Source organism: Methylocaldum sp. GT1TLB, assembly GCF_051027445.1.
Taxonomy (GTDB): Bacteria; Pseudomonadota; Gammaproteobacteria; order Methylococcales; family Methylococcaceae; genus Methylocaldum.
This window is the reverse complement of the sequence record NZ_CP194898.1, coordinates 3302293-3326254: the sequence shown is the minus strand read 5'-3', so window position 1 is coordinate 3326254 and position 23962 is coordinate 3302293. Positions and strand designations below refer to the sequence as shown.

The window sequence follows — 23962 nt, the reverse complement described above, 5'->3', positions numbered from 1 at the left end:
GTCCACCGTTCTTGCCTCAGTTCGCCTGCGAACCGGAGTCCGGAAGCGTTTGCAGCACTTTCCCATAGCGTTCTTCCAGATCGGCGCGGTCGCTGGCGTCCGGCAGATTGGTCAGCGTGTCCTTATAGATCAAGCGCGCGTGCCGTGCCAGAGCGTTACGATAAGGCTCGGGTAGTTCGGCCTCGGCCAGAACGGCGATCATGTCCAGGAGGCGAATCGCCACGGCCTCGTTCTTCCTGGCGTGCTGGCGCAACTGATTGAACGCTGCATCGAGGATGCCTTCGTAGGTGTAAGGATCGGTCACAACGCAGATGCGCCCGTCTGCACCGCGGCAGAGCGGGGAAGTCAGCTTCCGGCCGGCGAGAAACGACAGCGCCGCTCCCAGCCAATCGATACAGTTGACGGCGGTGAAGGGATCGTTGATGCCGGGCGAAAGAGCGCGGACCGCCACTTCCACCAACTGGTCGACGGCAAACTCGGCATCCTGGATCAACGTGCGCTGAGGTCCTAAAAGAAAGCATTCTCCGATCTCTTCGACGATCGCCTCCGTTACCGCTTCGCGCGGCGAAGCCAAAGCCAGCACATGGCCTTCGATGATGAACTGGCCCGGCCGTTTGAGCAGATGCACGAGCAGATTGTGCCGCTCGGCAATGTCCCGAATCCGCTCCAGTTCGATGGCGTCCAGGTAGCCGTTGCCGGGCGCCGGAATGCCGGAGGCGTGCTCCGCAAAATCGGTCGGCAGTTGCCGCTCCTCGTCCGCGGGATTATTCCGCCCGCCGGGATCGGAAGCTTCCGGAAACAAGTTGCCGAAAGTCTCGATCAAGCGTGCGCCGACATTCTCGACGATGTTCGGCGCCTGTATGAATGTGGCGACCCGGTGGATGAAATAGATCAGCAGCCCGAAACTGAGCACCCCGAGCACCAGAGCGACGCTGACCGAAAGATGGGGAATTTCCGCCCCGTCATCGGTCGAACGGACTCGGGTCAGCACCAGAATGGCGTAGATGAAGGTCGCGATGAACCCGCCGAAAACGATCTGCGTACCCCCTTGCCGCATGAAGTTCGGCAGCAGGCGCGGGCCGAATTGCGACGAGGCGTTGGAGAGCACCAGCATGGCGATGGAAAACACCACCCCCGCCACCGTGATCGCCGAGGACGCCAACGTGGACAAAATCGCTTGAGCCCCCGGTGCGTCCATCACGTAAAGATCGGAGAGAAACGGCAGATATCGCTCGCGGGCCTCCTGATCGACCAGAAACAGCAAGACCGCCAGGATCGCGGCCGTAACCGACATCAAGGCGGGGACGAACCAGTAGCTCGAGCGGAGCGTCTCCCAGAGCTGGACCAGGCGAAGTTTCATGGTTGTTTGGACCGCGCGGGAGCGCCCGCGATTCCGTAACGGTCTGGCAAGCGCTTCATCGGATGCATCGATACGTCCCGGTTTCGTTGTATCCCATACATGGTACGATCAGACTTTTGTCCTTGTCTTCATCGCAAGGAGCTCGATAAGCGCCGGATCGACCGCCAATAAACGATCCTTCCGAAGATCGCGCGAACCAAGCGCGCCGTTTCCTGTCCATCGAGTGGACTTGCTCGCCGGGTCCAATTCCTTGCTGAACAACAATAAACGAGACATCTGATGGAAATTGCCGGAATCTTCATGTTGCTCATCCAGATCGGATTCGCCGTTCACGCGATCCGCCACGGCCATCCGATTTTCTGGGTATTTCTAATTATCTTCCTGCCCTTGCTCGGCTGCATTCTTTATTCGGTGATGGTGCTGCTGCCCGAAGTGATCCAAAGCCGCACCGCCCGGCAGGGTTCCAAGGCCCTGCTGAGAACGCTCGATCCACAAAAGGAGCTCCGAAAACGCCGCGAAGCATTGGAGGTCTCGGACACCATAGGCAACCGGAGCGCACTGGCACACGAATATCTCAGGCATGGCATGCTCGACGAAGCCATCGAACTTTACGAGAGCTCCCTCACCGGGATGTACCGCACCGATCCCGACCTCTTGCTTGGCCTGGCCAAGGCGCTGGTGGAAGCGAACAATTTCGGACGGGCGCGGGAAACGCTCGAAATGCTGTTCGGGGCTAATCCGGAATTCGAAAACCAGGAGGCGCATCTGCTTTACGCCCGCTCGCTCGAAGCGCTCGGCGAACTGGATCGGGCCTTGGACGAATACCGGGCACTGGCTAAATATTCCGCAGGCGCCGAAGCCAAATGCCGCCATGCCCTGCTGCTGAAACGCATGGGAAAAACATCGGAGGCGCGGGCGCTGTTCGAGGACATCCTCAAGGACGCAAAGATCGCATCCAGGCACAGCCACCGGTTGAACAAGGAGTGGGTGGATATCGCGAAGCGGGAGGTGGCGTAGGTCAATCCGGTTCGAGGGCTCGAACGATGCGTTTCGTGCCTCAGGTCATAGGATGCGCTTCCTTCGTCAGCACATCCTACGCAAGGTGGTTTGAATTGCCACCGCCGCTTCGTTTCCCTCACCGACCTGAGGCCTAAAGCCTCCGATTCGATCGTCACGCTTCCTCGCGTACCGGCAATACTGACGGCAACCGACACCTTGCCATCGACCGATTGCTCCGATGAATAAGCGTTGCGCTCGATCGGACATGATGGTTTATTGTTAGGCCGGGCTGATGCGGGTTGACCGCGGATGTAACAAATAATTAACAGATCGGCGCAAACCCGCTCCGGCTGGGTACAATAGCCGATTTTCGGCTTGCAACATACGCGACATGAAAGTCCTGCACTGCACATGGATTCCCGAGTGTACCGACGAGTTCGTCCAGCCGGGCGATTTTTGGCTTTGGATAGAGCATGACGGCGAACCCGCCGACGTCTCTGGAGCCGCGAACCGTCATCCTCGGCACCTCACCAAAGCGGAGCTGGTGGCTTTTCTCGAAGGCGAACTCGGGCTGGACGTTTCACCTTATGAACGCCGGTTTCATTTCGCGCCGCAGACGGTCCTTTTGCCGACGGTCGACGGTCGGCCGCTGCCGGGCCTAGAGTTGGAAAGCGGAGTGGACGAAGAGCCCATCGAAGCGGCTTTGACGGGCTGGGAAGTGGACGGCTATCGCCTGGCTCACCCTTTCAAACAGCTCGGCGAGTTGCGTTTTCTGTCGGCTTACCGGACCTCGCAGACCAAGGCGGGCATCGATCTGCTGTTTTGGCATTACTTCACGCAGTCGCTGAAGTCGGTGATCGTGAAGGATCGCTATATCCCGGCGCTGCTCTATCGAACCATGCCGCCCGAAGGCTATGAAATCTACGCCGGCTGGGAAATCGTTTCCGACAGTTATGAACGCCTGATTCGGGAGGCCGTCGAGCGGATGCCTCCGGTTTGTGCGTCGGCCGGCGGTTTTTTTTACGAGAGCGCCAGTCTGCTCAAGCATTGCGCCGATGTCCTGGTGCATCGCACTATCGTCCAGGCGGCGTCTGCCACCAAGTTGGGCCGCAAGATCGAGGGCACGCTGTTGAATGCCTGCCGCAACGGCGCGCCGGCCGGGCATCCGTGGAAAACCGACGAGGGTATCGAGCTCTACCGGCAATGGCTCGGCTGGCGGCGCAATCTGCTCGGGCGCCGCGAGGAAGCGGACCTGGAGTTGGTGTTCCGCTTGCAGGAAGCAGTCTCCGAGGACGATGCCTGGCGATTGGAAATTCTCCTCTCGCCGCGCCGCGATCCCGCCCTGCGCCTGCCTTTGGCCGAATACTGGGGGCTGCGCGCCGAGGAGAAACAGGCTTTCGCCAAGCCGGTCGGTCCGGAGTTCGAGAAAAACCTGCTGCTCGGCTTGGGCCAGGCGGCTCGCATCTATCCGAAATTGTGGGAAGGCTTGGACGAAGAGCGCCCCACCGGGGTCGATCTGGCTTTGGAAGAGGCCTTCGCGTTTCTCCAAGAGGATGCCTGGGTATTGGAAGATGCCGGGTTTACCGTCATGGTGCCCACCTGGTGGACTCCGCAAGGGCGGCGACGTACCAGAATCCGCCTTTACGCCAGCCGCCGCAGCCCCTCGGATGCGGGTACTCGGCGCGATTTGGGCTTGCAGAACCTGATCGCATACCGCTACGAGCTGGCGCTGGGAGCGGAGACCATCGACGAGGCCGAATGGGAACGCCTGGTCGAAAGCAAGACGCCGCTGGTTCGCTACCGCGGTCAGTGGCTGACGCTGGACCGGGAAAAGATGCGCACGATGCTGGAGTTCTGGCGCAAGCACCGGAGCGAGGACGGCGGCATGAGCCTGCCGGAACTGATGCGGAAGACGGCGGAGGATTCGGATCTTTTCGAGATCGATCCCCAGGGAACGTTGCTGGAAATGCTGGGGAAGCTCCGCGATCACAGCCAGCTGCAGCCGGTGGACGACCCGCCGGGCCTGGTTGCGCGGCTTCGGGATTATCAGCGGCGCGGGCTCGCCTGGCTCTGTTATCTCGAAAGTCTGGGGTTGAACGGATGCCTGGCGGACGACATGGGCCTCGGGAAAACCGTGCAGGTAATCGCGCGCTTGGTTCACGAGCGGGTCGAGACGAATCAGCATGCCCCGACCTTGCTGGTCGTGCCCACGTCGGTGATCGGCAACTGGAAGAAAGAGCTCGAGCGCTTCGCGCCCGGCCTGCGCGCCATCGTCCATCACGGCGGCGGACGTTTTCGGGATGTCGGACGTTTTCGGGAGATCTGCGCGGAGCATGATGCGGTTATAACGTCCTATGCCTTAGTGCGACGGGACGAGAAACTGTTTTCTCAGATCCGATGGGCGCGGATCGTGCTCGATGAGGCCCAGAATATCAAGAACCCCTTGTCCGCCCAGACCAAGGCGGTTTTGAGGCTCAATGCGGAGCATCGCCTGGCCTTGACCGGAACCCCGGTGGAGAATCGGCTGCTCGACCTGTGGTCGATCTTCAATTTTCTGAATCCCGGTTATTTGGGCAAGCAGACCCAGTTCCGCCAGCGTTACGAGCTTCCGATCCAGCGCGATAACGATCCGGCTCAGACCGAGACCCTGAAACAGCTGATCGAGCCGTTCGTCCTGCGCCGCGTCAAAACCGATCCCAATATCATCAAGGACCTGCCCGACAAGGTCGAAAACAAGCAGTTCTGTCATCTCTGCAAAGAGCAGGCCTCGCTCTACGAGGCCGTGGTGCGGGACGTGGAGCAGCGCCTGACGATGGCCGAAGGTATCGGTCGGCAGGGCTTGATGCTGTCGGCACTGATGAGGCTCAAGCAGGTGTGCAACCATCCTGCCCAATTTTTGCGCGACGGCAGCGAGTTCACGCCCGAGCGTTCTCCGAAACTCGATCGGTTGCACGACATGTTGACCGACGTGATCGCCGAGACCGAAAGCGCTCTGGTGTTCACCCAGTTCGCCGAAGTCGGCGAGAGCCTGTACAAATACTTGCGCGATGCCTTGGGCTGCCCGGTATTTTACCTGCACGGCGGAACGCCGCCGGCAAAGCGCGAGCGGATGATTTCCGAATTTCAGGATCCGGATACCGAGCCCGGCGTGTTCATATTGTCCTTGAAGGCGGGCGGGGTGGGCATCACGCTAACCAAGGCCAACCACGTTTTTCACTTCGATCGCTGGTGGAATCCGGCGGTCGAGGACCAAGCCACCGACCGCGCCTTTCGAATCGGGCAGTGCAAGAATGTTTTCGTCCACAAATTCATCACCATAGGGACGCTGGAGGAGCGTATCGATCGTATGATCGAAGACAAGAAACAGGTGGCTTCGCTGATCGTCGGAAATGATGAATCCTGGCTGACGCGACTCGACAACGAGGCCTTCAAGGAACTGATCGCCCTGAATCGTCAAGCCGTTATGGAGTAGCCCATGAGCAAGATCGGCAAGACCTGGTGGGGCCAGCGGTTCATCGAAGCGATGGAAACATTCACCGACCCGAAGCGGCTGATGCGTGGGCGCCAGTATCTCAGCACCCACCGCATTCTCGGATGGCGGGTGGAGCAGAACAAAGTCCTGGCGCGGGTGCGGGGACGGATGAGCCCCTACCTCGGATTTTACGAGGAGCCCATCTATGAGATTCACATCGAGTTCCTGTCCCTGCCGGCGTCCGCCTGGGATAACGCCATCCGGCTCATCGGGAGTCGTGCGGGATTTCTGGCCCGCTTGCTTCTCAACGAAATGCCGGACGAGATCGAAAAGCCGTTCGAGAATCTGGAAATCGATCTCCTGCCGCGGAGCCGCAAAGACATCAAGACGCGCTGTTCATGTCCCGATCCGGAAAATCCGTGCAAACACATTGCCGCTTTGTATTACCTGCTCGCCTCGCGGCTGGATCACGATCCCTTTCTATTGTTCGAACTCCGGGGACTTCCCCGCGCCGAACTGGCCCGGCGACTTCAGAGCACGCCCTTGGGGGCGGCGCTAGCTACCGCCTTGACGGAGAACGGGGGCGAATTGTACCCGGCGGAGCCCTACTTCAGTCGTCCCGTGCCCAGCACCGTGCCGGACACAGTCGTTCCCAGGGACTACTGGCGCGGCGCGAAGAAACTGCCCTCCGGCGTGGAACCGCCGGAACCCGCTCCGGTTTCGGGCATTCTGGTCAAAAAAGGCGGCGATTTCCCGCCGTTCTGGCCCAAGGACGTGTCCTTCGTCGACGTGATGGAGGCCTTTTACGAGCAGGTCAGGAAAAAGGCGAAGGATTGGATGTGAACGAAGCGAGCGACAATCGGGAAAATCCATCGATGTTGTCGGCCGTCCACGCAAGTTCCTCATATGCTTTTTCGTCAGCCGGGGCATTCAAGTCGCCGGCGAAATCATGGAAGCCTGATCCCATTTGCCAAGCGGGCTAGCGGCAGTTTGACCCGAAGCGTTTGCTAGAGCGTTCTCATCTCGCTCGTACGGCAAAACAGGCCTGCTGGAGTCGTTGGCGCCTTCGGCCAGGGTAGCTCGACTCAAGCTTTCGTAGGTCGGCAATCCTTTCCCAATCGCAAACGGTCGCTTTAGTCGCGACCCTTCCGACGAAGACGCTCGGCGGGACGTGTCGTCGGGAAGGGCGGCTTCGGCGCTCCAATCGCAAACGGTCATCCCAGGAGCGCTGGGATGACCCTTCCAATCGCAAACGGCCTGGCCGGGAGCGCCGGCCACGCCCTTCCCGAAGACGCCGTTTGCGATTGGGAAGGGATTCCCGACCTACTCGCGAGTGCCCGTACAGTCGGTATGAAAATGCTCTAGCTCCCAAGCCTCGTCCGGAATCGATTTCGCTTGCCAATGCATGATCCTAGAAACGGCAGTTGACCGCTTCGATGCACCTGAAAAGCCCGATGAGTCCTGAACGTCCCGCCCTGCATCAATCTCACCTTTTGGGTGAAGCCGCTACGCACCCGATTGCACGGCGGGCGGGCCACCTGGCGGCGTTGCTCCTTCTTGCGGGAGACTACCCCGCGGCGGCGTCGCGCCTTGCCAGCCGACCCGCCCGCCGCACACTCCGGCACGTCCAACTGCCGTTTCTAGGATGATGCGATTCCAACATGGTCGATCCAGCTCAAGTGCTCGCACGCGTTCTCAACGATCGAGAGGCCCGCCGTCGCGGCTTGGTCCCGAACGGAGAGCCATAAGCCGGCCGGTCTTTCAGAATCAGTGTGGATTCGCTCCCTGCCTAACCGGATGCCGCGCATCCCGCGATATTCTCCGATGGAGTACTTCAGCCAGGCTTTCGGCCGACTGCATGCCCGAGAGGGGGATGCCTTGGACGATAAAGGAAGGCGCTTCCTCGAAACCGAATTCGAGCGCCTCCGCGGTGTCCGTGGCGATGGCCTCGCCGATCTCCTCGGAGGAAAGGCACTGTACCAAGGCGGCGGGATCGATACCCAGCCCGCGAGCGAGTACCGGGAGGGTTTCGTCTTTGTACCAGGCTTCTCCGAAAGGCGGCGGATCCAGCGTCAAAAGCTCCTTGCGCATGCGCTGGAAGGCGCCCAGCCGGCCGGCGCAGCGCGACAAGCGGGCCGCCTCGCTCGCCACGGGATCGTACACGGGAATGAAATCGCGGAAGACGACGCGCACTTTTCGGTCGCCGGCCAGGAGCCGATCGATTTCCCGATGGGAGTTCCGGCAAGGCGTGCAGCGGTAGTTGGTGTAGACGACGAGACGCAGTCCTTCCCGTGCGCCCAAGACGGGGGCATTCGCCTCGATCATGGGAAGACGGGGTGGAGCGGGTTCCTTAAGCAGGATCTCGATGCGGGCCGAGGCCCGCAGCCTCTCGACAAACGCGGTGCGACGGGCATGGGCTTTACGGAAAGCCAGGTATTGTCGGGCACGTTCGGGGTCCGATACCGGCCGGCCCGCCGCGCTTTCCGACTGGATGAATGCATTCAACTCCTCGTCGCCGACGGCCGCGTCCTGTGTCGCTTTTGTCAAAAGATTCTCGGTGGTAATGCCGCGTCGCCGGGCCTCCTCGCTCAGCAGCCGATTTTCGATGGCCGTCTCGATATTGCGCCTGCGTTCAAGATGGATCTCCTTCCTCAGCCGATAGAGGCGAAGCGCTGCGGCTTGCTCGAGTTTCCCGGCCGGGATGGGGACACCATCCACCAGCGCCACGGTTCGCTTAGCGGGCTGCGGCTGTTCGAGCTCCCGCGCTTCCGGGATCAGGATTTTAATGGCATGGCCTTTCCGGAGATCGCGGCGCGTCTCGGCGCTTCTGGCTTCGAGCGCTTTCTGCTCCAGATAGTGCCGGATCGCGGGCTGCGCAGCACTCGGATGGCGCCTGGTCTCGGCGGGCGCGAAAGGCCCCTCGAAATCTTCCGCCCGTGACGAACGAAAGTCGCGGATCGCTTCATCCATGACCGGCTTGGACGAAGGGGATTTCATTGCCGCCGAGGACGTCCGAAGGTGCCGGTCGATCAGCCGATCAAGCGTCCGGGCAGCCTGGTCGACCAAGGCTTGGTGCAATCGGACGATCTTCGAGCGCGAAGGCGCGTCGATCTCGGATAACAAAAGCGTCTGTCCGTTTATTCTGGCCGCCGCCTCGTCGCCAAGAGCGGCCGGGCTTCCGGCCAAGAGCATCAGGAGGATGATCCACATTGGGCGATGTTATCGACGCGATCCGCCAGGCTCCGCCGGATGGACTTCCTCGACGGGATTGCCGTCGAGTCCCCGCAGGAAGTCCGAGAAGCCGATGCCGAGCTCTTCGCGAAAAAGGCGATCCGATTCCACCAGCACCAGCGTGCGCGCCAGGTGATCGCGCAGGGAATCGGGATTTTGGGGATCGAGAAATTCCGAGCGCAATCCGGCCGAGGCATCGCGCAGCCGTCGTAGAGCCTCGAGCAGCCGCGCCGTCCGATCGGGGCTGAGCCTTTGGCCGAGGCGCTGCTCCACTTCGCGCTCGAGCGCGCCGCTAACCAGGGCGTCCCATTGCTCGTGGCGCACGGGATCAAACTCGACATCGGGATCGGGAGGCGGCGGAGGGATTGTTGGCGAAGAAATCGGACCAGGGGTTGTGACGGGAATGGATGTGGAGGAGGCTGTCGATTGCCGCGCGGCGGAAGATTCCAGCTGAGTCCGCAACATCGTGAGTTCCTGTTCCGCCTTCCGAGCGCGCGCCTGCCATTGCTCGACATCTTCGCCGACCGGAACCGGCGGCGAATGAGTAGTCAGAAGTACCGCGATCGCGCCCGCCACTCCCGCGCCTGATAAGAATGCGGCGACCCGGCTCATAACGGCTTAGTCAAGTTCCTGATGTTCCCTGAACGGACCGCTATTCCAGGTCTCCCTCGATAGAGCCTTTTGTCCTTCCCAGGAACTATGGAAACAGTCGAGGTTGGAGAGTTCGCTCTGCGTGAACGGATAGGTGAAGCTCACATCGGTAAACGAGATGAACTTGTCCTGATGCTGTGCGGCCTTGTTCTCGGTGATTTCCCGGAGCATCTGGTTGTACGCCATGATCCGGGACAGCGCAAAAGCACGGTCCGAATCGGTCGCATCGGGCGAAAGCACCGAGCCGCAACTGCCCGACGTCGCCCAAACCTCCGGGCAATCGACCAGCCCCAGCGATTGTTTGACTCGGCCCTGGTTATAGACCTCGACGATATTGGGGATTGCCACTACCTGCACGGTAGCGCCCGCAGCCAAATTCGCGAGCAGGGTATCCATGCCGCCCTCGAATCGCGTTCTGAACTGCTCGTCGGTGGGAAGATCGGCGATCGAGTCCTTGCACACATCGTTCGAACCCAGCAGCACCGTGGCATAGGTTACGTTCTTGCCGGCCGTGCCGGACGCTTGAGCCGCCAGATTGCCCATCGTCGCACCGTTTTCGGCCGCCGTCTGATTGCTGCGATCGCTGTCTCCGAAATTGGCATCGATGCGCTGGTTATGCGACTCGACATCCGGCAAACCGAAGAGATCCTCCCAAAAGCCGTGATAACCGTTGACCCAGCTCAGGTGCGGATTGTCCAGGGGAGTGTTGGCATTGAAACCCCGCGTCATGGAATCGCCCATCGAAAAGAGCCGTTTCGGCTCGTCCTGACCCGGTTCCAGGGCGAGTATCGAGCGCGCCGTGAGGAGTGTCGTCAATATTGTCCCTAATGTGACCAGGCTATGAATTTTCATAGCGATCTCCTATCCGATGAGGTTTCCTATTAACCCGGCCTATAAATATAGGCCGGGTTAATCCGGGGCAGGGACGCCCCGGCGCGGCGACAAGCCGCGTGAGCCCAGGCCGGGCGTGTACCAGCCTGGGCGGCGGCCCGAAATACCAGGAGGGTATTTACGGGCCTGATTAATAGCTGACTAAAGGCAGGCGAGGAAGTTCATAAACGGCTCGGTCTGGCGCGACATCCGGTTTCTTCGCCGTCCCGGCTCGTTTCAAAGTCGGTCCAGTAAAGCTACTGGCCGGCCAAATTACTTATCCAATCGGAAGGATCTTTTCGTCGGGCACGGAAGATACGAACTTTGGAGGCGGGGCGCTATCGAATGCAATAAATAGCAGGTGCCGCGTGTCGTAGCAGACAGCAGGGAAAAGGCATGGCAAGCAATCAACAGACAAGTGACCCGTTCCTTTGTTGCGGCGATACCTTGAACCGCTCCTACGCACATTGGCGCGGGACGAAGAAAGTCGGAAGGTTTGCTTTCCGAGGCATTGCTTGGCGCGTTGGTTTACCAGCACTGCTGTCGCTCGGTGCGACACTCGGTTGCAACGATGTCCAAGCGCAGGAATGCGAAGATACCCCGGAAGGTCGCATCTGCCGAGTACGACAGCCGATTGGTGCGGGAACGGAGGTTGATCTCGAGACCCAGCGCCAACTGGGGCTCGTGGCGATTAATAACGGCTGTTCGGGCACCCTGCTTAACCAGTATTGGGTATTGACCGCGCGCCACTGTGTCACTCAGGACGGCCTGATTTCCGGCGCCCTTGTGCCGCCCGACCAGGTGCGCATCACTGCCGACTGGGCACCCGACCGCGTCGGCATCGCTTCGCGCATTCATGATTTCACTATTAACGCGGCTCCAGGTTCGGTGCCTAGTCGCGACATTGTCCTCGTCTACCTAGGGGCCGCCGATCTCGGCCCGGTGGACAGCCAGCGGATCCACGTCGTCGCACGTGACCAAGGTGGCGGATCGGTCGTGCTCAGCGGCCGACTGACTACCTCCGATACGGTCACCCAATATGGCCAGGGCTTTTCGACTTTCGCGACCGGCGTATTCGGCACGCCCACCGCACAGCCATCCGATGGCCAAGGTACCTATCGCAGCGCGCCCTTCATGCCTTCGTCTATCACAGATACTGGTTATGAGCTTGTCATGAACAGCGCGAACCAGGTGGGTCACGGCGGTGACAGCGGAGGTCCGACTGTGGTCACCGTCAACGGATTCGGCGTCGGCATCGCGGGGGTCCAGTCCACCTGCACACCGAGAGGATACATTCCCAACACGCCTGCCACCTCGCAAAATTGGTTTTGGGCGACGGGTGCCAGCGCGTGCCAATACGTGTCGACCGAGCCCTTCGTCAGCGAGATCAGCAACGCCGTCAAAGAGACGGCGGAGTGCGCGCTCGGCCCCGCCTGCGCCATTACACCCATCGTTCGCGGCGCCATGCGGACGGCCGACTGACACCATCCACCCACCTCAACGGAGGACTACATGCGCCCTATAGCCATAATGCTCGCCGCGGTCGCCGCCGGATTATCCGCGCCAGCCGTCGGTCAGCCAGTTCATCAGCCCGGATCGATCACCATGGTACGCACCGGCTGGAACGCCGATAGCTTCGCCGTCGTAACCGCCGAGCCGATCGTCAACCCCGCCGGTTGCCCCACTCCGGACGGCTACATCTCGGATAAATCGTTTCCCGGCTATGAGACGTTTTATTCCGCCGCGCTTACTGCGTTCGTTGCCCGCCGCCGCGTGATAATGGTCGTGGACGAGGCTCAATGCTTCAACGACCGGCCGAAGATCGTCGGTATCAATATTACTTCGGAGTAGCGCTGCGAACGCCATCTTCCGGGACCTTGACTGCACCGCGCGAGTCGCATCGCAAAGAATGCCAAGGAGCGGTGGGGCGAGGCGCACGCGTGCGTAGGGGTCGGGCTTCGATAGAGCAAAGTAGGTGCCGCTTCGTCAATCTTCCCGAGGTCTATCTTCGTCCGCCGTATTCTCCCGATTATTCGTCGGCACCAAACTATCAGCTGCCGGGCGAGAGGCATCGAGGAACCTCGCCCAAATTTCGTTCGGCTCCCATACGCGTCCGATATGCGCACGGGCCTGGTCGAGAGACCAGCCCAGCCGCGCTTGGCCATACAGCGCGATGAAGCAGGAGACCCGATAGTTGCGGGCGCAATGGACAAACACTTTCCGGCCTTCCGATTTGTCCATAAGCTCGAGGAACTGCCGGAAGTCTTTCCACTCGGGCACCTGAAAATCGACCGGAATGTGGTGATACGTCATGCCCAGTGATCGGACGAGACCGGCCTCGTCCGCCAGGCAGTAGCGCGGGTCCAGCAACCCGAGATTGATGACGGTCTCGAAGCCTGCCTGCGCCAGCAGCCGAAGTTGCTCTTCCGTCGGCTGACCCCCGGTTGCCAGTTCGTCGGAAAGAGCGACATAGTTTTTGATCTCATCGATTGCCATTGATGATACCTACGTGTCTTCCATTTTGGCGGCAGACGAGTGTTTGTCGAACTCCTCGACCAAGGCAGCCATCTCCTGGGCATCATGGTTTCCATATTCCCTGAGTCCCCGGATCACGCCCGCTCGATTAGGCTCAGGCTGATTCTGGCTTACCTTCCATTTTCCCACGAGTCTGGTGATGACGATCTCGACGCCGACGATCGCTTCGATCAGACGGTCGGTGAATTCGCGAGGAGCGTCCGATACGGACCACGGTTCGCTGAACGAGGCTTCATGCCGGTCGGTGAGCGCTTCGAGCTGGCTCCGCAGCCAGACCGGGTCATCGATAATGCGAAGCGGACCGTAGGCATGCACGGCCACGTAGTTCCAGGTCGGAACCACCTTGCCATGCTCCCGTTTCGTGGCATACCAGGATGGGGTGACGTAGCTGTCGGGGCCGTGGAATATCGCCAACGTCTCGACATCCGAAACCAAGTCGCGCCATATCGGGTTCGAGCGCGCGACATGGCCGCGTAAGGTGCCGAATCGGCTCTGCTCTTCGGAGAGATGTAAAGGAATGTGATTCGCGTCGATTCCGCCGGACGACAATGTGACAAGCGTGGCGAGCGGATGAGTGCGAATCAGTTCGTGCAGGACCTCGACTCGCGATTCTTCGAAATGTGGTGGAACGTACATGGCCTTGTTCGTTGATGTGCAATGGACGGCAAAACGCGCCGTTTCCTAATCGGTCCACGCCAATGAACCGTTCTAGGCCGGAAGCGCATAAGAAATCCTGGTGTTGTTGACCGTGACCAGGCCTTGCTTTTGCAACTCCTGGAGCAGGGACGCCAGTTCTTGTTCAGAGAGTTGCTTCTGAAAAAGGGAGTTGATCGTACTCGATAATGTCTGGGCGGTTCTCGGCTTTGAAGCACCGCGCCGCTTAAGATCGCTGATGATGAGGTCGAGTTTCTCGGTCGCGGGCATCGGATTGACTGCCTTTATGATCGGTATGTCGGTGACGTCCCGCGATCGACACACCAAGATCTTCTTGCTCTTGAGATGCTGAATCAGCGGATCGAAGCCTGTGTCCTTAGAGACGATGTGAAAATACGCGTCTGGCTCGGACACCGCAAGCCGGCCGATGTAATAAGCAATGTGGAAATCCAGCGCATTCGAGCCGTTGCTGGCGATCTTGACGTACTCCGCTCGATCTCCCATGCGCTGGAGCGTGGCAGCGATCTCGAACGCAAGCTTCGACTGATTGGCTCCGACGAACACGATAACCTTGAAATGCTCCTTGTCGAGAACGGAGATCGCCTCCGGTTGCACATTCTCGTAGTCTATGAGTACGTAATTCGTCTTCACGTGGCGGCTTCCCCCCGAATTTCCAGATGGCTTCATGTCGGCCTTCCCGCGTCTCGTTATGGGGTGCCGGCAAGCTCCATGACTAAAGCGTAGATGAAAACGCCGGAACGTCGGTTCGGCTCCGTGCCTGCGGGAACTTTTCCGGAATAAATCGACCCTGAGCAATAAGCGCTGCCGAGTTGCGCTGCATAGGCAGGATATTCGAAATCCAAGCCACATACTTGGGGAGGCGGTATGCACGACTGGAATGTCGTCGTTTCGGTGTTCGAGCATGGGTTCAGGCGTGCCCGCGATCTGCTCGAAACGCTCGGTCCTGTCCACAAAACCGATTATTTCAATGTGCTGGTGATGAAGCTCGAAGATTCGGAAGGATTTCTCAGGACCCTAAAGGAGTGGTCCGACAGAGATCCCGAAATCTTCACGCAGTGCATTTCCCGCGCGATTCCCCTCACGGCTCTGTTCGGTTTTCAGACCCCGCCGGAGTTCGAGGCAAAAGCGCGCGAGGCCACCGCCCGTTGGCTGCGAGATCTAGCTGGCGCTCGATTCCATGTGCGCATGCACCGCCGCGGATTCGCCGGGCGCCTGTCCAGCCAGAACGAGGAGCGTTTTCTCGACGAATTCCTGCTGACCAAGCTGGATGAAGCCGGAATGCCGGCCTCGATCGACTTCCAAGATCCCGATGCCATACTAGCCGTCGAAACGGTCGGACAGCGAGGCGGGCTTTCGCTGTGGACGCGCGAGCAATTGCGGACTTATCCGTTTCTGGGTTTGGACTGAGCAAGACCTGCCGTTGGCCGTCAACATTTTTGCCTGCCTCGTGATACGAAGCCGCTCGATGCGTGTCAAAGGCGGGTAATGGGGCGATGTGCCGATCGGCTTGGCGGATCGGGAAGCCCTGAGTGCGGTAGGTCGCCAATCCCTTCCCAATCGCAAACGGTCGCTTTAGTCGCGACCCTTCCGACAAAGCTCCTCGCCGACCCAATGTGTCGGCAAAGGATTGCCGACCTACGAATTTCCCGATTCTTACCGCTAAACTACGGTGAAAAACGCTTTAGCCAGCAAATTTTTTCCCGCCTCGTGATGCGAAACAGCCGGATGCCTGTCAATGGCCAATGGTGTTATCTGCTGATCGATTTTGTGATCGAGAAGCCCTGAAGATTATTTTTAAGTCGCATAGCCATGAATCCAGCGGAAAACCTCCCGGAAGGCTTTCAAGCCGGTTATCTCACACTGCTCGAAAGCGGCGAATTGGAGCAACGGGTCCGCATCGCCCGTCAGCATCTTAAATCCTGCGATCTCTGCGCGCGCTATTGCCGGGTAGATCGGCTGCGTACGACCCAAGGCGCGGTGTGCCGGACCGGAGAGCGTGCCGTCGTCTACAGCTACGGTCCTCATTACGGGGAAGAAGACGTCCTGCGCGGCTGGAACGGCTCGGGAACGATTTTCTTCAGTTGGTGCAATTTGCGCTGCGAATTCTGCCAGAACTGGGAAATCAGCCAAAAAGGCGAGGGCCGCGAAGTGGAGCCGGACGAACTGGCGGCAATGATGCTGGACTTGCAGGCCCGAGGCTGCCACAACATCAATTTTGTCACCCCCAGCCATGTGGTGGCGCAGATTCTCGAAGCGACGCTGATTGCCGCCCGGCGGGGACTCACGCTGCGCCTGGTCTACAACACCGCCGGCTACGACAGTCCCGAAGCTCTCGCTCTGCTGGACGGCATCATCGACATCTATATGCCGGACATGAAATACGGCGATTCCGTCATCGCCCACCGATATTCGCATGTGCGGAATTATTGGGAGGTCAACCGGGCGGCGGTCAAGGAAATGTACCGACAGGTGGGCAACCTTCGGTTGGCCGAGAATGGCTTGGCTTACAGGGGGTTGTTGGTTCGACACCTGATTCTGCCGGCCGGCTTGGCCGGAACGGAAAAGGTTCTGAAATTTATCGCCCGCGAGATTTCCACGGAGACTTATGTCAATCTGATGGGACAGTACTATCCCGGCTATCGGGCCAGCGACCTGCCGGAGCTATCCCGCCGCATTGCCGCGACGGAATACAGAGAAGTGCTGGATATCGCCCGGCGTCTAGGCCTGACGCGGCAGGACCGACCGTCACCCGTGAACCGTTTGCTCTGAGCGTCATGTTACTGATCCAGCTTCCGCGCATGCGGAAGCAACATCCGGGGCAATAGCCGGCAGCCATCGCACCCGAATGTCGGCATTTCCTCTATTTGGCTTTACATATACCTGGACAATCCGCGCCGCCCTGGGTGGGATCGCAGTCGTCACTCGGATCATCGACACAGACTTGATCATCGGGGCACTTGGTTCCCGCGATCCCGCCACAGGCTACGGGTTCAGTTTTCGGGCACTCGCCCTGATGGTCGATGGAAACTCCAGCGGCAGCTGCCTCACAGGCATTGCCATAAGTTTTGCCGTCGCAACCGCAGACGGGATCGAATTCCTTGGTGCAAGCGGTTGGTTTGGTTTTGCAGACCCCTTGTGCATCTGCAACTTTGCACTGGCCGACGCCAAGATCACAGTATTGTCCCTCCGGACAAGACAACCCGCGGATAGTACCGCATACGGTTTCGGGTGGTTTGGGCGGAGTCTCGCGATCGCAACCAGCAAGCAAAGCAAGTAAAGAAAAATAAACCAGCAGTGTGACAAGCCTTTTCATACTCTAATCTCCATGATGTTCAACATCGTTCGATGTTGTCGTAAGGCATGTGAATAGCGCGGTTTTGCGGCGCCGGATTCCCTGAATTTCCATCGAGTCCTCCTTGCACACCCTCGATGAGGGCCGGCTAAGTATATGTACGCTATGGAAAAGGCGTAAAGCTCTGGATGTGCAAGGCATATGGTTGGTCGCCGGTCTATCGGCTCCAGACTGAGAGAATGTCTTAGAACCACCCGAGATCGGAGCATCGTAGATTAGGCAGGAGTCGCATTATACGGTGCTCCCAACAGGCCTGACCGGGATGGAAAGGATTCTGGTATTCACGGGATGCGAGAATTTCGATGAGACTCAATTCGAGATTTTTCCCTCTGCTTCGATACGAAATCGGTGACTAGACAGTTACACTGGCACTGGCAAGCAGCGGGTCCGCCTCGATCCGAATATCGTGATAGCCAAGCAGACGGATATTAGCCGTACAGCCAAAATCTCAGCTGAATGCGGCGCAAATCTCTTCTTCGGATGTTCGAAACACCGCGTCGGCATTAGCTCCAAACCACAGTATCGGCTTTAAGGTCGCGATAGAGACATGCGGGCTCGGCATTTCCTTTCGAGTAGCTGTCGAGGAAATCCGTGACTGCGGCCGGTGTCAAAGCCTATACGCTCCACGCATCGGTGTCGGGATTCTTTTGTACAGCCATGGCGCATCACTGGATTTTTTCGGCCTTCCATAAGGACTATACTGTACAAGTTTTTACCATCCGTACTATTGTCGAACTGTGACAACGCTCGCTTCCCGTACGATCCTGCTAGTTCTCTTGACGCTGATGCAAGTCATCGCGCCGTGGGTTCATGCGCACACCGGGGGCGAAACGGGCGGCTTTCTGCATGTTCCGGGGCTGGAATTCCTTTCGAAAAGCGGAGAGACATCGGTTCAAGCCGATGCGCCGCCGCTCGATCAGGACGTCATTATCAGCGTTCAGGCCGGATTCTGGGGCGAGGCCGGCAAAGCCAAGTTTTCGCCGATCGCCGATGATCAGCCTTGCCTTCCCTCCATCGCCGCGTCGATTCGGCGATCACAACTAATCGCGACCCCATCTCTTGTCGAGGAATCACCCTCGCCGGATTCGTGTTTCTACCGCAATACCGCCCCGCGCGCCCCACCGTTAAACGCTTGACCAAATTCGCCTTTTAAAGGACTTTCGCTCTCTGTTCCCGGCTTTATCGGGGGCCTGCCCTGTGTGGGCGGGTGGCCTTTAACGAAAAGAATTCAGTGTGGACATCGGGCAATGGGCACGGGAGCGTTTCCCGTCCAGCTTGAGCAGCGGTCACCGTCGTCCCGGCTCGTGACTTTGGGAGAAAAATACCAATGAAGCTTTTAGTGTGTGTGGCAGGCGCGGCTTGTTTTTTCGCGATCGCGCCCGTCGCCTCCGAAGAGCGCTTTGTCGATCATTACGATGAGCTGGTGTTCGACGAATCGCTGAGCCTTGGCCAGGTCATCGAGGCCACTTTCGAAAAATACCCGCAAAGCGCTCTCATCGCGGCTTTCGAGAATGAGGCTAAGGCTCTGGAGCGCCGCAGTGCCAGTTGGATAGCGGGTTACCCTGCGGTCTATCTGCAATGGATCGACGATCGTGCCTTTAACGATCGCGGCGCGGTGGAAATACAGACCGGCTATCAAATTCCGGTATGGATGTGGGGCCAGCGCGCGGCGAGCAGGGCCGTGGCCGAGGAAGCGACGCAGAGCACCGCTTTGCTCGCGCGGGCGATAAGGCACGAGGTGGCCGGCCTAGTGCGCGATGCCCTATGGAACCTTCGGCTGGTGGAAAACCGATATGAGCTTGCCGAGCGTATCTACGAGGTTTCCAGGCAGTTGACCGCCCTGGTGCAACGGCGTGTCGATGTCGGCGACCTCGCGCGGGCAGACTTGCTGCTTGCGGAAAGCGACGAGCTGGAGAAAAAGACCGCGGTTGTTCAGGCCGAAGCGGAGGTGATGCATGCCCGCAAGAGCTATTCCAATCTGACCCGCCTGGAGCGTGCGCCGAAATTTTTCGAGGAGGAGCAAAGCCCCCGCAGCACGTTCGACGAGAGCCATCCGGCCCTGGCCGTCGCCAACGCATTGATCGAGCGCGCCCAGGCCGAAGTCGAGTTCACCCGCAAGTCCAAGCAGGGCAACCAGCCTTCGATTCTGGTCGGTACCCAGCACGAACGGGGCACCCGAAAAGAAGGCTATAACAACGAAACCAACTTCGTGCTGCAAATCCCCATCGGCGGTGAGGCCTATAACGCGCCGTTCGTGGCCGAGGCCAATATCGTCCTGACCCAGCGCCTGACTGATCGGGACATCCTGTTCCGGCAGTTGGAGAAGGCGCTGCATGAGGCGATACACAATCTCGATGTCGATCGCGCCGCCCTGACGATCGCCGAGAGGCGGCGGGAAATCGCCGAGTCCCAGCTCAAAATGAGCCGGCTCGCGTTCGAGACCGGGGAGATTTCGCTGATCGATTATCTCAAGATCCAGGCCACCGCCCAGGCCGCCATTCGCGATGCCGCCGAACGGGCCATCCTGTTGCAGCGGGATATCGCGGTCTACAACCAAGTGGTCGGAGTCACGCCATGAGACTCGTCTTTTTGTCCATGCTTTTATATTTTTGCGCGACGGGACTCGCGGCCGAGAATGCGGTTCAGGTTACGGCGGAACAAGCGAAACATTTGGGAATCCGCACGGTGAAGCCGGAAGAGGTTGCAGCCATGCCGCTGGCGCGGGCGCCGGCCCGTGTCGTTTTACCGCCGCAGAACGAATTCGTCGTCAGCGCCCCGCAAGCGGGAGTGATCAGCAACGTCGCCGTACCCCTGGGCGTAAGGGTGAAACAAGGCGAAGTGCTCGCCCGTATTCAGAGTCCCGATTTGCTGGCCCTGCAACGGGAATTGCTCGATGCCGCCTCCGAATTCAATTTGGCCCAGGCGCGGCTGAGACGGGACGAGACTCTGCTTAAGGAGGGCATTATTTCCCGGTTGCGCTGGCAGGAAACCAAGAGCGATTTCGACAAGGCTCAGGCAGCGCTGCGGGCAGCGGAACAGACCCTGGCGGCGTCAGGGCTGGGCCAAGGCGAGATTCGGCGCCTTAAGACTAATCGGCAGCTGAGCAGTCTGATAGAAGTGCGTTCCCCGATAGACGGCGTCGTGCTCGAACGCATGGCCGTGGTGGGGCAGCGGGTGGATAGACTCGCGCCGCTGTTTCGGGTCGGCAGACTGGACGAATTGTGGCTGGAGGTCGACATGCCTCAGGAACGGCTGCACGAGGTGAGAATCGGCGACCGCATCAGCCTGGAAAATTCTCGGGCCACCGCCCGCATCATCGAGGTCGGTCAGCACGTGGATCCCAAGAGCCAAAGCGCTTTGGTACGGGCCGTGGTCGACAGCCCAGCAGAGGATCTGCGGCCGGGCATGCACATAAACGCGCAACTGATGCACAAAAGCACCGACCTGATTTTCCGCCTGCCCGTCGCCGCGTTGGTCGGCCACGAAGGCCGAAACTACGTGTTCGTGCAAACGCCTGAGGGTTTTGTCGCGCGCGAAGTGGCGGTGGCCGGTCTGGAAGCTTATAGCGTCGTCATTCACGAAGGCTTGGACGCGGGCGAGGAAGTGGCCGTGCAAGGCGTGGCCGCGCTGAAGGCCGCCTGGCTCGGCATGGGAGAAGAAGAGTGATCGCACGTTTGATCCAGTTCGCGCTGACCCAGCGCCTGTTCGCCTTGCTGAGCGCCCTGCTCCTGGCCGGCGCCGGCTGGTTCGCCGCGGCCAATCTGCCCATCGACGCCTTTCCGGACGTTTCGCCGACTCAGGTCAAGATCATCATCAAGGTGCCCGGCATGACCCCGGAAGAGGTGGAAGCGCGCGTCACGGCGCCCATCGAGGTGGAAATGCTCGGCATCCCCAGGCAGACCATGCTCCGCTCCATCGCGAAATACGCGCTTACCGACATCACCATCGACTTCGAGGAGGGCACCGATATTTATTGGGCGCGCCAACAGGTGGCGGAGCGCCTGAACGAGGTTTGGGGAAATCTGCCGGGCAACGCGGAAGGCGGTATCGCACCCATGACCACGCCTTTGGGCGAGATGTTCATGTTTACGGTGGAAGGCGATGGCTTGAGCCTCTCCGAGCGGCGAACCCTCCTGGACTGGGTGATTAGACCGGCGCTGCGCACGGTGCCGGGCGTCGCCGACGTGAACGCATTGGGCGGGATGGTGAGAAGCTTCGAGGTCATTCCCGACAACATGCGGATGGCGGCTCGCGGCGTGAGTATCGGAGAACTGGCCGAGGCGCTCAAGTCCAATAACCGCAACGACGGCGCCGGCCGTTTGGCCCAAGGCGAGGAGGCGCTTCTGGTGCGTACCGAGGGGCGGATCGTCGACCTGGACGACGTGCGCACCATCGTCGTCGCGGAGCGGAACGGCACGTCCATCACCGTGGGCGATGTGGCCGACGTCCGCATAGGCGCCCTGACCCGCTACGGCGCCGTGAGCCAGAACGGCCAGAGCGAAGCGGTCGAGGGCCTGGTGCTGAGCCTCAGGGGAGCGAATGCCCGGCAGGTGGTGGAAGGAGTCGAGAAGAAGCTCGAGGAAATCCGCCCGGCTTTGCCCAAGGAGGTCAAAGTCAGCGTGTTCTACAACCGCGGCGACTTGGTCGGGAAAGCAATAAACACCATCGTCCGGGCCTTGGTGGAGGCTACCATTCTGGTGCTGATCCTGCTGGTTCTGTTCCTCGGCGATCTCCGGGCCGCGCTGACCGTCGCCTTCATTCTGCCCATGGTGGCCCTGTTCACCTTTCTGCTGATGAACCACTTCGGCCTGACGGCCAATCTCATGAGCCTCGGCGGGCTCGCCATCGCGATCGGCAAGCTGGTCGACCCGGCGGTGGTGGTGGTGGAGAACATCACCACCCATCTCGCTGAGCAGAGCAAGACGAATCGAGTGCCGCGACTGCACGCGATCTACCGCGCCATGCGCGAAGTCACCGCGCCCGTGGTCTCGGGGACGATCATCATCGGCGTCGTGTTCGTGCCGCTGTTTACCCTGGAGGGCCTGGAAGGGAAGATGTTCAAGCCCTTGGCCTTCACCAACGTGTTCGCCATGAGCGGATCGTTGATCTTCTCCTTGGTCGTGATCCCGGTCGTGGCCTCTTTCCTGATGAAGCGCGTCAAACACGAGGAGCCCTGGCTGGCGCGGAAGCTCTCGGAATGGTACCGCCCGGTCCTGATCTGGTCCCTCGCTCACGGCCGCACCGTGTTGCTCGGCGCGGGACTGCTGCTGCTGTCCACTGTGGGCGTTTATTTCCAGATCGGCAAGACCTTCATGCCCACCATGGACGAGGGCGACATCATCGTGCAGGTGGAGAAACTGCCGTCCATCACGCTGGAGCAGTCGGTGCGGCTGGACCAGCAAATCCAAAAGGCTATCCTGGAGCACGTGCCGGAAGTGACGCGGGCCGTATCCCGCGTCGGCGCGGACGAGATCGGCCTCGACCCCATGGGACTCAACGAGACCGACAACTTCTTCGTCCTCAAGCCGCCGGACGAATGGCGCATGGACAGCAAGGAAGCCCTGATCGACGAAATCCGTAAGGTTCTGGATACCATTCCCGGCATCGCTTACGGCTTCACTCAGCCGATTCAGATGCGGGTCACCGAGATGCTGACCGGAGTGCGCGGCGACGTGGCGGTCAAGCTGTACGGCCCGGAACTCGCTGTGCTCAACGCCAAGGCGGAGGAAATCGCCGCCGTGATGCGGAAGATTCCCGGCGCTTCGGACGTGTTCACCATCCGCAACGAAGGCATGCAGTACCTGGTGGTGAAAGTGGACCGGCTGGCCGCGGGACGCCTGGGGTTGGATGCGGATTCTCTGGCCGACACCTTGCGGGCCCAGATCGAGGGGCTCAAGCTCGGCATCGTCCAGGAGGGCATCCGCCGCACGCCGTTGCTGCTCAGAGGCTCCGGAGAGCCGGCCAATATGTCCACCCTGCAGATCGCCTTGCCCGACGGGCGCCGGGTGCCATTGTCGGTAGTCGCCAAAATCGAGCCGGTGGAAGGCGTGGTGGCGGTCAACCGCGAGCGCGGCCAGCGCTACACATCGGTGCGCAGCAATGTCGAGGGACGGGATCTGGTGGGCTTCGTGGAAGAGGCCAAGCAGGCCGTGGCCGGCCAGGTGCAGTTGCCTACCGGCTATTACATCGAATGGGGCGGCCAGTTCGAAAACCAGCAGCGGGCCGCCGCCCGCTTGGCCGTGGTTATTCCGGTGTCGATCGGGCTGATCTTCCTGCTTCTGTTTTCCACCTTCGGTTCGGTGCGCCAGGCCATTCTGGTCTTGGCCAACGTGCCCCTGGCGCTCATCGGGGGCGTGTACGGCGTCTGGATTTCCGGAGAATATCTCTCGGTGTCGGCCTCGGTGGGCTTCATTTCCCTATTGGGCATCGCGGTGCTGAACGGCGTGGTGATGGTGAGTTATTTCAATCAACTGCGGGTACTGGGGCTACCCATGGATGAAGCGGTGGTGGTAGGCGCAATGCGTCGGCTTCGGCCGGTGCTGATGACCGCCGGCATCGCCGCCTTCGGACTCATTCCGCTGTTGTTCGCGACCGGTCCGGGCTCGGAAATCCAGCGGCCGCTGGCGGTGGTCGGCGTCGGCGGACTCTTCACGTCGACGCTGCTGACCTTGGTGCTGCTGCCCATTCTCTACCGTCGCTACGGCGAATCCAGAGTCGGGTCCAATCTCCTCTCCCTCTGGGAGAAGATTAGGGTGGGGGAGCCAAAACAATGATTTCATTCTTATTCCATTCGGCATTCGAGTGAACATTCATCGTG

General features: G+C 60.0%; 19 protein-coding genes. 11 read left to right on the top strand and 8 right to left on the bottom strand.

From position 1 onward, the window contains the following. Nucleotides 1–16: 16 nt before the first annotated feature. Nucleotides 17–1360, bottom strand: coding sequence for a DUF2254 domain-containing protein (locus ACR2R1_RS14455; RefSeq protein ID WP_077728169.1), 1344 nt, complete (start codon nucleotides 1358–1360; stop codon nucleotides 17–19). A 279-nt stretch (nucleotides 1361–1639) separates the two neighbouring features. Between ACR2R1_RS14455 and ACR2R1_RS14450 the strand changes: the two genes are divergently transcribed. From ACR2R1_RS14450 to ACR2R1_RS14440, 3 genes are all read left to right on the top strand, one after another. Continuing rightward, the gene (locus ACR2R1_RS14450) at nucleotides 1640–2377 is read left to right on the top strand and encodes a tetratricopeptide repeat protein (protein ID WP_077728168.1); all 738 of its coding nucleotides are present in this window, start codon (nucleotides 1640–1642) and stop codon (nucleotides 2375–2377) included. A gap of 373 nt (nucleotides 2378–2750) precedes the next feature. Further along, nucleotides 2751–5831: a DEAD/DEAH box helicase gene (locus ACR2R1_RS14445; protein WP_086134408.1), complete on the top strand. Its 3081-nt coding sequence runs from the start codon at nucleotides 2751–2753 to the stop codon at nucleotides 5829–5831. 3 nt (nucleotides 5832–5834) lie between these two features. Beyond that, nucleotides 5835–6674 carry an SWIM zinc finger family protein gene (locus ACR2R1_RS14440; RefSeq protein WP_434110647.1) on the top strand — a complete coding sequence of 280 codons (840 nt, stop codon included), beginning with the start codon at nucleotides 5835–5837 and terminating at the stop codon, nucleotides 6672–6674. A 924-nt stretch (nucleotides 6675–7598) separates the two neighbouring features. On the opposite strand, the gene ACR2R1_RS14435 is transcribed toward ACR2R1_RS14440, so the two are convergent. From ACR2R1_RS14435 to ACR2R1_RS14425, 3 genes are read right to left on the bottom strand one after another with little or no spacing between them, the layout of a single operon-like run. Further along, nucleotides 7599–9041 carry a DsbA family protein gene (locus ACR2R1_RS14435; protein WP_210024330.1) on the bottom strand — a complete coding sequence of 481 codons (1443 nt, stop codon included), beginning with the start codon at nucleotides 9039–9041 and terminating at the stop codon, nucleotides 7599–7601. 9 nt (nucleotides 9042–9050) lie between these two features. Further along, nucleotides 9051–9674 (bottom strand): hypothetical protein, encoded by a 624-nt coding sequence (locus ACR2R1_RS14430; protein WP_434110643.1) that lies wholly within the window; start codon nucleotides 9672–9674, stop codon nucleotides 9051–9053. A gap of 6 nt (nucleotides 9675–9680) precedes the next feature. Next, entirely contained in the window at nucleotides 9681–10565 is an 885-nt protein-coding gene (locus ACR2R1_RS14425) for an SGNH/GDSL hydrolase family protein (protein ID WP_210024328.1), read from the bottom strand. A gap of 414 nt (nucleotides 10566–10979) precedes the next feature. Between ACR2R1_RS14425 and ACR2R1_RS14420 the strand changes: the two genes are divergently transcribed. Continuing rightward, nucleotides 10980–12065, top strand: coding sequence for a trypsin-like serine protease (locus ACR2R1_RS14420; RefSeq protein WP_434110641.1), 1086 nt, complete (start codon nucleotides 10980–10982; stop codon nucleotides 12063–12065). A gap of 30 nt (nucleotides 12066–12095) precedes the next feature. Next, a complete protein-coding gene (locus ACR2R1_RS14415; RefSeq protein ID WP_143735037.1) occupies nucleotides 12096–12434 on the top strand; it encodes a hypothetical protein in 339 nt (112 codons plus the stop codon). A gap of 135 nt (nucleotides 12435–12569) precedes the next feature. Here ACR2R1_RS14415 and ACR2R1_RS14410 read toward each other — a convergent pair whose 3' ends face one another. From ACR2R1_RS14410 to ACR2R1_RS14400, 3 genes are all read right to left on the bottom strand, one after another. Beyond that, nucleotides 12570–13079, bottom strand: coding sequence for a protein tyrosine phosphatase family protein (locus ACR2R1_RS14410; protein ID WP_210024326.1), 510 nt, complete (start codon nucleotides 13077–13079; stop codon nucleotides 12570–12572). 9 nt (nucleotides 13080–13088) lie between these two features. Continuing rightward, a complete protein-coding gene (locus tag ACR2R1_RS14405; protein WP_077728158.1) occupies nucleotides 13089–13754 on the bottom strand; it encodes an FMN-binding negative transcriptional regulator in 666 nt (221 codons plus the stop codon). A 72-nt stretch (nucleotides 13755–13826) separates the two neighbouring features. Then, entirely contained in the window at nucleotides 13827–14423 is a 597-nt protein-coding gene (locus ACR2R1_RS14400) for a PIN domain-containing protein (RefSeq protein ID WP_077728157.1), read from the bottom strand. Nucleotides 14424–14657: 234 nt separating this feature from the next. On the opposite strand from ACR2R1_RS14400, the gene ACR2R1_RS14395 reads away from it, so the two are divergent. Then, a complete protein-coding gene (locus ACR2R1_RS14395) occupies nucleotides 14658–15200 on the top strand; it encodes a hypothetical protein (protein WP_156881352.1) in 543 nt (180 codons plus the stop codon). A gap of 402 nt (nucleotides 15201–15602) precedes the next feature. After that, nucleotides 15603–16562, top strand: coding sequence for a radical SAM protein (locus ACR2R1_RS14390; protein ID WP_077728155.1), 960 nt, complete (start codon nucleotides 15603–15605; stop codon nucleotides 16560–16562). Between the two features lie 91 nt (nucleotides 16563–16653). Here the strand turns inward: ACR2R1_RS14390 and ACR2R1_RS14385 are convergent, their stop codons facing one another. After that, complete coding sequence (locus ACR2R1_RS14385; RefSeq protein ID WP_086133210.1) at nucleotides 16654–17106, bottom strand: Kazal-type serine protease inhibitor family protein; 453 nt, start codon at nucleotides 17104–17106, stop codon at nucleotides 16654–16656. A gap of 815 nt (nucleotides 17107–17921) precedes the next feature. Between ACR2R1_RS14385 and ACR2R1_RS14380 the strand changes: the two genes are divergently transcribed. The 4 genes from ACR2R1_RS14380 to ACR2R1_RS14365 all read left to right on the top strand — a co-directional run bounded on the left by ACR2R1_RS14380 (nucleotide 17922) and on the right by ACR2R1_RS14365 (nucleotide 23918). Further along, the gene (locus tag ACR2R1_RS14380; protein ID WP_168175317.1) at nucleotides 17922–18281 is read left to right on the top strand and encodes a hypothetical protein; all 360 of its coding nucleotides are present in this window, start codon (nucleotides 17922–17924) and stop codon (nucleotides 18279–18281) included. 191 nt (nucleotides 18282–18472) lie between these two features. Beyond that, nucleotides 18473–19723, top strand: a complete 1251-nt coding sequence (locus tag ACR2R1_RS14375; RefSeq protein WP_434110637.1) for a TolC family protein — start codon at nucleotides 18473–18475, stop codon at nucleotides 19721–19723. Beyond that, nucleotides 19720–20811 carry an efflux RND transporter periplasmic adaptor subunit gene (locus ACR2R1_RS14370; protein ID WP_347257542.1) on the top strand — a complete coding sequence of 364 codons (1092 nt, stop codon included), beginning with the start codon at nucleotides 19720–19722 and terminating at the stop codon, nucleotides 20809–20811. The genes ACR2R1_RS14375 and ACR2R1_RS14370 overlap by 4 nt, the downstream gene beginning before the upstream one ends. Next, complete coding sequence (locus tag ACR2R1_RS14365) at nucleotides 20811–23918, top strand: efflux RND transporter permease subunit (protein WP_347257547.1); 3108 nt, start codon at nucleotides 20811–20813, stop codon at nucleotides 23916–23918. Before ACR2R1_RS14370 ends, ACR2R1_RS14365 begins: the two co-directional genes overlap by 1 nt. The last annotated feature ends 44 nt before the right edge of the window (nucleotides 23919–23962 follow it).